Annotated in this window: 7 protein-coding genes; 5 read left to right on the forward strand and 2 right to left on the reverse strand. The window is 65.8% G+C overall.

Annotated features, from left to right (window positions below; all coding sequences use genetic code 11):
• Positions 1-96: 96 nt before the first annotated feature.
• Entirely contained in the window at positions 97-1,098 is a 1,002-nt protein-coding gene (locus X803_RS0105550; protein WP_035778093.1) for an Lrp/AsnC family transcriptional regulator, read from the reverse strand.
• A gap of 140 nt (positions 1,099-1,238) precedes the next feature.
• Between X803_RS0105550 and X803_RS0105555 the strand changes: the two genes are divergently transcribed.
• From X803_RS0105555 to X803_RS0105565, 3 genes are read left to right on the forward strand one after another with little or no spacing between them, the layout of a single operon-like run.
• Positions 1,239-1,994 carry a DUF5058 family protein gene (locus X803_RS0105555; RefSeq protein WP_026544363.1) on the forward strand — a complete coding sequence of 252 codons (756 nt, stop codon included), beginning with the start codon at positions 1,239-1,241 and terminating at the stop codon, positions 1,992-1,994.
• A 29-nt stretch (positions 1,995-2,023) separates the two neighbouring features.
• Entirely contained in the window at positions 2,024-2,731 is a 708-nt protein-coding gene (locus X803_RS0105560) for a hypothetical protein (protein WP_026544364.1), read from the forward strand.
• Positions 2,732-2,778: 47 nt separating this feature from the next.
• Positions 2,779-4,005: an amidohydrolase gene (locus X803_RS0105565; protein WP_026544365.1), complete on the forward strand. Its 1,227-nt coding sequence runs from the start codon at positions 2,779-2,781 to the stop codon at positions 4,003-4,005.
• 29 nt (positions 4,006-4,034) lie between these two features.
• Here the strand turns inward: X803_RS0105565 and X803_RS0105570 are convergent, their stop codons facing one another.
• Positions 4,035-5,438 carry an LLM class flavin-dependent oxidoreductase gene (locus X803_RS0105570; RefSeq protein ID WP_026544366.1) on the reverse strand — a complete coding sequence of 468 codons (1,404 nt, stop codon included), beginning with the start codon at positions 5,436-5,438 and terminating at the stop codon, positions 4,035-4,037.
• A gap of 165 nt (positions 5,439-5,603) precedes the next feature.
• Here X803_RS0105570 and X803_RS0105575 point away from each other — a divergent pair, with 165 nt between their 5' ends.
• Together X803_RS0105575 and X803_RS18065 are read left to right on the forward strand one after the other, a co-directional pair.
• A complete protein-coding gene (locus tag X803_RS0105575) occupies positions 5,604-6,092 on the forward strand; it encodes a flavin reductase family protein (RefSeq protein WP_026544367.1) in 489 nt (162 codons plus the stop codon).
• A 387-nt stretch (positions 6,093-6,479) separates the two neighbouring features.
• The coding region (locus X803_RS18065) for a xanthine dehydrogenase small subunit (protein ID WP_084033442.1) at positions 6,480-7,825 on the forward strand (1,346 nt) is incomplete at its 3' end.

Below are 7,825 nucleotides of genomic sequence, written 5' to 3' on the forward strand. Positions count from 1 at the left end.
TGTCTCCCGCCACAGATCGAAGGCTGCACCACCTGGTCGGGTGACGCGATTCACACACCTTAGCGGTTAGTTGAGGGTTCACGCAAGTTGGGCGGCCTACCAGGCGTCACCGGGCACCGTCACTTCGCCGGTGGTGGTGCCGTCCCGATTCAGCATCCAGCCCACCCGCTTGCGCACGTTCGCAATCACCACGCTTTCGACCAGGTCCAGGTCCGGGATTCGCTCGGCTACGGACTGTTCCACGGCCATGATGTCGGCAGCCGTGCGCAGCCACATCATGAACATGAAGTTGGTGGCACCGGTGGTGGAGGCGCACAGGCGAAGGGAGCCCAGGGAGCCCAGCTGCGCTGCGGCGTCCTCGTGCCGGCTGGCCGGGAGGCGGGCGAACCACTGGCAGATGATGGGGAAACCGATCAGACCGTTGGCCACCTCGCAGCGGAAGGACAGGACACCGGCGTCCAGGATCTTCTGAAGCTGGCGCCGGGCAGTGGCGGGGTGGAGGCCGATGGCCTCGGCAATCTCCGCCGCGGTGGCGCGGCCGTTGCGGCTCAGCTCCTGGATGATCGGCCGGTATTTCGGTGGAAGCGCGCCCCGGTAGGGTGTCCGGCCGCCGGCCGCGTGCTGCAGCGCCATCCGCTGGTTGGCGGTGAGGGTGTCAAGCCGCCAGCTGTACGCGCCGTAGTGCAGCTTGGTGCAGAACGAGGTCTCATACCGGGTGAGACCGGGCACCTGGTCGAGCTGCGGGTAGACGGACTCGATCAGCCACGTCGGGGTGGGTGTGATGACGGTCAGCATCATGTCCCGGTTGCGGTAGCACTCCTCAATGGTGAAAACATCCGGGATGCCCGCGATGGCGCGCACCGCGTCTTCACGCCGGGCCGGATCGCACTGCACGTCGTGGAAGGAGAGGGACATCTGGTCCGGCCTGCCGACGGGGTGTGCCGTGATCCAGGCCGCGCCCGACGCCTGCAGCCGGTCCCACCGGGCGGCAAGCGAGGTGGGATGCCTGTCCAGCGCCTCACCGACAACCGTCCATGGCAGCCGTGGCCCGATCTGCAGGGCGTTGATGAGCCGCAGGTCCTCCTCGTCGAGATTCATCTCCGCCTCCGTGATCACTTTCTTCGAAAATAACGTCCGCTCTGTAAATTATCAGGGATTTAGCGCCATGTGTTGCAGGTCACTCCAGAATGAAAGCAAGTGTTTTACCCATCACCAACAGCCCCGGAAGGCCTCCCATGATGCCCACCCAGCTTGTCGAGAACGGCAGCTCGACGAACATTCTCTCCATCGCCAACATGCCCGTGCTGTGGGCCTGTGCACTCGGCGTCTTCGCCGTCATTATCCTCCAGTCCGTGATCTACATCCGTGCGGCACGGAAGGCGGCTCCCGCAGCCGGGATCACCGGAGCGGAGCTGAAAACGTCATTCCGCTCGGGAGCGGTTGCGGCGATCGGGCCGTCACTCGCCGTCGTGCTCGTTGCCATCGCGCTCCTGGCACTCTTCGGCACACCGGCCGTCCTGGTGCGCATCGGGCTGATCGGATCGGCCGCCTACGAGACCGGCGCCGCCAACATCGCCGCGACAACCATGGATGCCACCCTGGGCGGCGCCACCTACACGCAGCAGGTTTTCGCCGTCGCGTTCTTCGCCATGAGCATCGGTGGGGCAATGTGGATGCTCACCACGCTGATTGCAACGCCGCTGTTGAAACGGGGCGAGCACAAGCTCGCGAAGGTCAATCCGCTGATCATGACGGTGGTTCCGGCCGCAGCGCTGCTGGCCGCCTTCATTTCCATTGGAATCGGTGAAATCCCCAAGAGCGCAGCGCACCTCATCACCCTCCTCACCGCGGGCGTTGTCATGGCACTCTGCCTCTTCCTCGCGAAGCGGTTGAACCGGGTCTGGCTGCGGGAGTGGGGCCTCGGCTTCGCGATCGTCGCAGCCCTCTTTGTTGCCTACGCTGCCCACACCGCCGGCCTCGGCCCAGTCGCATGACCGCCCAACTGTCCGGAAGGAACAATCCAATGACCACTCTGAGCCCAGCGCAGGCCACCGCGGACCTCGCGGAATTTGACCGCACAACCTCCCGGTGGGGGCGGCTGACCATGATCGCCGGTCTCATCATCTCCGTTGCCGGGCCGCTCTACCTGGTCCTGTTCGGAAATCTCGGCATCACCTCCACCCAGCTGTGGACCGCCGTCGCCGCCGTCCTCGGCACCTTTTTTGTCATCTGGCTGGTGGAGCCGATCACCTACTTCCCGATCCTCGGCCCTGCCGCCATGTACCAGGCGTTCATGATCGGCAATATCTCGAACAAGCTCCTGCCCTCGGTGCTGGTTGCACAGACCAGCATCGGTGCCAGGCCCGGTACGGAGCGCGGCAACTTCGCCGCCATCATGGCGATCTGCGGAGCAGCGGCCGTGCACCTCCTGTCACTGCTGGTCTTCGTGGGAATCCTCGGAACCTGGCTGATCAGCGTGGTGCCGGCGGGTGTCACCGACGTGGCCCGCATCTATGTGCTGCCGGCCGTGATGGGCGCGGTCATTGTCCAGGCCATCATCTCGATGAAGCAGCTGCGGCCCACGCTCATCGCCTTCGCCGTGGTCCTGCTGGTCCAGTTTGTCCTGCTGCCGCTGGTGCCGGGCCTGGCCATGGTCTCCACCGCGATCTCGGTCATCGGTACGATCATCATCGCCTGGTTTGCCCGCAAGGAAGCCCAGCCCGCAGCCTGAAGCTGCCCTGGTCCCAGAATCCTCCGCAACAGAGAGCCCTCACCACCATGATCACCACCTCGCCCGCACCCGTACTGACTGACGAGCAGCGCGCCGAAATGCACGACCTGTACCGGCATCTGCACGCCAACCCCGAGCTCTCGATGCAGGAGCACCGGACTGCCGCGCTCATCCAGGCGGAACTGGAGCGAGCGGGACTGGAGACCTTTGTCTGCGGAGGCACCGGCGTCGTCGGCGTTTTGCGCAACGGTGAGGGCCCGGTGGTGGCCTTCCGCGCCGATACTGACGCATTGCCCATCCGGGAAGACACCGGCGTGCCCTACGCCAGCACCGCTACCGGCACGCTCGACGACGGAACGGAAGTTCCGGTGATGCACGGCTGCGGACACGACACCCACGCCGCGACCCTCCTGACGGCCGCGAAGGTCCTTGCCGGATCCACCGACCGCTGGTCCGGCACCGTTGTGCTGATCTTCCAGCCGGGCGAGGAAACCGCCGCCGGAGCCAAGGCCATGGTGGAGGACGGTCTATGGGACAGGGCGCCGAAGCCGGAAGTGGTCTACGGACAGCACGTCATGCCGGGCCTGGCGGGGACCATCCAGTACGCCTCCGGCCACGCCATGACGCAGGCGGATTCCTGGAAGGTCACGCTGCTGGGCCGGCAGTCGCACGGGTCGCAGCCGCAGGATTCGATCGACCCCATTGTGCTGGGAGCGCACATCATCACGCGGATCCAGACGATCGTCTCGCGGGAGATCGATCCGCGGCGGGCGGCCGTGGTCACCGTGGGTTCCTTCCACGGCGGGTTGAAGGAGAACATCATTCCCGCGGACGCCGAATTCACACTCAATATCCGCACGTTCGACGACGCGGTGCGCGCGAAGGTGCTCAGCGCGCTGCGGCGGATCATCCGGGCGGAGGCGGAGGCGTCCAACGCACCCGAGCCGCTCATCGAGGAGCTGTACACGTTCCCCAAGAACTACAACGATCCGCAGGCCACCTCGGAGGTGGTGGAAGCACTCCGCCGGGAGCTCGGCGAAGGCAGCGTCAACGAGATCGAGCCGCTGATGGGATCCGAGGACTTCGGCCTGCTGGCCGAGTCGATCGGCGTTCCGTCCGTCTTCTGGTTCTTCGGCGGCCACACCGAGGAGACCCTGGCCGCCGACCCGGTGCCGATGAACCACTCACCGTTCTTTGCGCCCGCCATGGAGCCGACCCTCTCCACCGGCGTGCAGGCCGCGCTGGCGGCGATCCTGTCGAAGGTCGGCGTGTAGGCGGGCTCTACCGCCCTACACCTGCCGGGCTACGCCTGCCGGGCAGCGGCTCCGATGCGGTACCCGCTGCCCTTGTGGTCCTCGGGAAGCTTGTCGCCCTTGCCGAACAGCTTGTTCCGCAGCGTTCCGGGCGCGTATTCGGTCTGGTAGGCGCCGCGCTTCTGCAGTTCCGGCACAACGTACTTCACGATGTCCTCGAATGTGCCGGGCGTGATGGCGTAGGCCAGGTTGAAGCCGTCGACGTCGGTCTCGTCCACCCAGGAGATGAGCTCCTCGGCGACTTCCGCCCCGGAACCGACCAGGCGCGGTCCAAGGCCGCCGATGCTCGCCGATTCGGCGATGTCACGTACGGTCCAGGGCTTGCCGTCGTCGTTCACTTTCTGGAAGTTGGACACCGTCGACTGGATGGCATTGGACTTCACTTCCCCGATCGGGTCATCGAGGGAGTACTCGGACAGGTCGATGCCCATCCAGCCGGACATCAGGGTCAGCGCGCCCTCGTTGCTGGCGTACTGCTTGTACTCCTCGTGTTTGGCGTGCGCGGCCTCGCTGGTCTCGTCCGTGATCACGGTGAGCAGGGTGTAGATCCGGACGGAGTGCCGGTCCCGGCCGGCGGCCTCGACGGCGTCGCGGATCTTCGTCACCGTGTCCTTCAGGATGTCCTTGGTGGGGGAGGCGACAAAGATGGCCTCCGCGTTCCCGGCCGCGAACGCGATCCCGCGGGAAGACGCCCCGGCCTGGTAGATCACGGGGGTGCGCTGGGGTGAGGGCTCGCTGATGTGGATGCCGGGCACCTTGAAGTACTTGCCCTCGTGGCGGATCTCGTGCACCTTCTCCGGGTCGGTGAAGATGCCGCGCTCGCGGTCGCGGACCACGGCGTCGTCCTCCCAGGAGCCCTCGAGCAGCTTGTAGACCACCTCGAGGTATTCATCGGCGTGGTTGTAGCGCTCATCGTGCTCAAGCTGGTCCTCATTGCCCATGTTGCGCGCGGCGGAGGGGAGATAGCCGGTGACCACGTTCCAGCCGAAGCGGCCGTTGGTGATGTGGTCCAGGGTGGAGAGGCGGCGTGCGAACGGGTACGGGTGCTCATACGCGGTGCCGGCGGTGACGCCGAAGCCGAGGTTCTCGGTGACTACGGCCATGGCGGAGACCAGGAGGAACGGGTCGTTGACCGGGACCTGGGTCCCCTCCCGGAGGGCGGAGGCGTTGGAGGAGCCGTACGTGTCATAGGTTCCGAGCACGTCGGCAATGAAGATGCCGTCGAAGAGGCCCTTCTCGAGTGTCTTCGCCAGGTCCGCCCAGTAGCGGATGTCCTTGTACCGCCAGGACTGGTCATCCGGGTGGCGCCACATGCCCGGGGACTGGTGCCCCACGCAGTTCATGTCGAACGCGTTGAAGCGGACGTGCCGGCGGGTTCCGTCAGTGGTTGCCATGGGGTCTCCTTTGAAGCTGGCGGCTTTTTCCCAGTATGGGCGTCCACCCCGGAGACCAGTGAAGGAAGCGAAACGTGAGGTAAAGAACTGCACGCCTTACCGGTAACAGTTGAGAGTGTTATGGATATGCAATGCCGGTCACGGGCCGGCCGAGAGGATTTCCGCATGGAACCGCCGACAAAAAGTGGCAAGACACAGCGCGAGGTGCTGGGCAAATTCTGCTCCGGCATCACCGTGGTGACCGCCCTGACCGACGACGGCCCCGTTGGATTTACCTGCCAGTCCTTCGCCTCCCTGTCCCTGGACCCGCCGCTGGTCAGCTTCAACCCTGCCCGGACTTCCACCACGTGGCCCCTGATCCGCCAGGCCGGCAGTTTCTGCATCAACGTCCTCTCCGTGGAGCAAAGGGACATCAGCAACGCTTTCGCCCGGTCCGGGGCGGACCGCTTTGCCGGCGTCCGGTGGTCGCCTGCGCCTTCCGGCGCCCCCATTCTGGACGGCGGGATCGCCTGGGCGGACTGCACACTCTGGGCAGAGTACGACGGCGGTGACCACACCATTGTGGCGGCGCTGGTGCACGCGCTGGACGAGGGCGTCGATGAGGATCCGCTGCTGTTCTACCGCGGAGGCTACGGGATCCCGTCCCGCTGGTAATCCCGCGCGGTATGCCGCCGGAACGGCGGCGCGCATCCGCTGCATCCTCCCGTTGACAACGCCTGAGGCCCGGGCGGAAAATTGTTGCAAGGAGCCCCTCGATGGGATTCCGGAGGCCGGGCGTGATGCGCCTTTCGCATCTGCTGTTTTCATTAGCAGCACATGGGCCTCCGAATCCCTTCCGGGGGTTCCTTGCCATGTCCCCCGGAGTCCGGACACTTGCGCGAGCTTATCCCGCATTGTGGAAACACAATTCCACGGAATGGGTGTACGCTAGGTCACACCGAAACTACGTAACGAACACTGTGGCACGGACCTTCCACGCGGTCCGGGATCCCCACACTGTTCGGTTGGCGCGTCGGTCCGGTTAGTACGGGAGCGTGAACAATGGACGGAATCAAGGTAACCGTCAACGGCAAGGTCCGGGACTGCAGCGGAACAAACCCCTCCACTCGATTACTCGACTGGTTACGGAATGAGGGCCTTACCGGCTCCAAGGAGGGTTGCGCGGAAGGGGAATGCGGCGCCTGCGCCGTCCTCGTGGCCAGGCCAGACGGCCCCGAGAGGAGTAGATGGACCTCGGTCAACGCGTGCCTTCCGCCGGCACTTGCCTTCGACGGTCAGGAGATCATCACCGCCGAGGGGCTGGGCAACGTCTCCGACGCCTGCGCACCCGAGGACCTGCACCCGGTGCAGCGGGAGATGGCCGACCGCGGCGGCTCGCAGTGCGGTTACTGCACCCCCGGTTTCATCTGCTCCATGGCAGCGGAGTACTACCGGCCGGAGCGCTCGTCGGCTCAAGAAGACCGGGAAACCGGAACAGCCGTCGTCGGCGAGGAACACGCTACCGACCACGAGTGCGGGCCCAACGGATTCGACCTGCACGCGCTGAGCGGCAATCTGTGCCGGTGCACGGGTTACCGTCCCATCCGGGACGCCGCGTACGCGCTGGACCAACCCCTGGAAAGTGATCCGCTGCTCGACCGGCAGAATCGCCCCGCGCCTGCGCCGAGGCATACCCGGGTCAGCGGTGAGGCGGAGTTCCTTCGTCCGCAGTCCCTGGACGAGGTGCACGCAGCCCTGCAGGAGAACTCCGACGTGAAGCTGGTTGCCGGTGCCACGGACCTCGGCGTCGAGGTCAACCTCCGGCACTCACGGCCGCCGCTGGTTCTGGCCATCGACCGGCTCGAGGAACTCCGTGGGTTGACGTTTAGTGCCGATTCCATCGACATCGGCGCGGCCCTGACGCTTTCCGAAGTGGAGCGCGCCCTCGAGGGCAGGATCCCGCTGCTGGGCCACCTGTTCCCGCAGTTCGCCTCGCGCCTGATCCGCAACGCGGCGACCTTCGGCGGTAACCTCTCCACCGGCTCGCCCATCGGCGATTCCGCGCCCGTGTTCCTGGCGCTGGATGCCCGGGTTGTGCTGTCCTCCACAGAGGGAGAGCGCGAGGTGCCGCTGTCGGAGTACTACACCGGCTACCGCCAGAGCGTGCGCAAGCCCCATGAGATGCTCCGCGCCATCCGGATTCCGCTCCCGCTCGCCGAGAGCACCGCGTTCTACAAGATCGCCAAGCGGCGCTTCGATGACATTTCCAGCGTGTCCGTCGCTATCGCACTGCAGCTGAGTGCCGGCGTCGTACGCTCCGTGCGCATCGGTCTGGGGGGTGTGGCAGCCACGCCGATCCGCGCCCTGGCAACGGAAGAGGCACTGGTCGGCCGGCCCTGGACGCCGGA

This window comes from Arthrobacter sp. 35/47 (assembly GCF_000520475.1).
Classification (GTDB): domain Bacteria; phylum Actinomycetota; class Actinomycetes; order Actinomycetales; family Micrococcaceae; genus Arthrobacter_D; species Arthrobacter_D subterraneus.

Excerpts from the sequence above, each read along its gene's own strand:
- X803_RS0105565 (WP_026544365.1), top strand. The coding sequence starts at position 2,779 with ATGATCACCACCTCGCCCGCACCCGTACTGACTGACGAGCAGCGCGCC.
- X803_RS0105550 (WP_035778093.1), bottom strand. The coding sequence starts at position 1,098 with ATGAATCTCGACGAGGAGGACCTGCGGCTCATCAACGCCCTGCAGATC.
- X803_RS0105575 (WP_026544367.1), top strand. The coding sequence starts at position 5,604 with ATGGAACCGCCGACAAAAAGTGGCAAGACACAGCGCGAGGTGCTGGGC.
- X803_RS0105570 (WP_026544366.1), bottom strand. The coding sequence starts at position 5,438 with ATGGCAACCACTGACGGAACCCGCCGGCACGTCCGCTTCAACGCGTTC.
- X803_RS0105560 (WP_026544364.1), top strand. The coding sequence starts at position 2,024 with ATGACCACTCTGAGCCCAGCGCAGGCCACCGCGGACCTCGCGGAATTT.
- X803_RS0105555 (WP_026544363.1), top strand. The coding sequence starts at position 1,239 with ATGCCCACCCAGCTTGTCGAGAACGGCAGCTCGACGAACATTCTCTCC.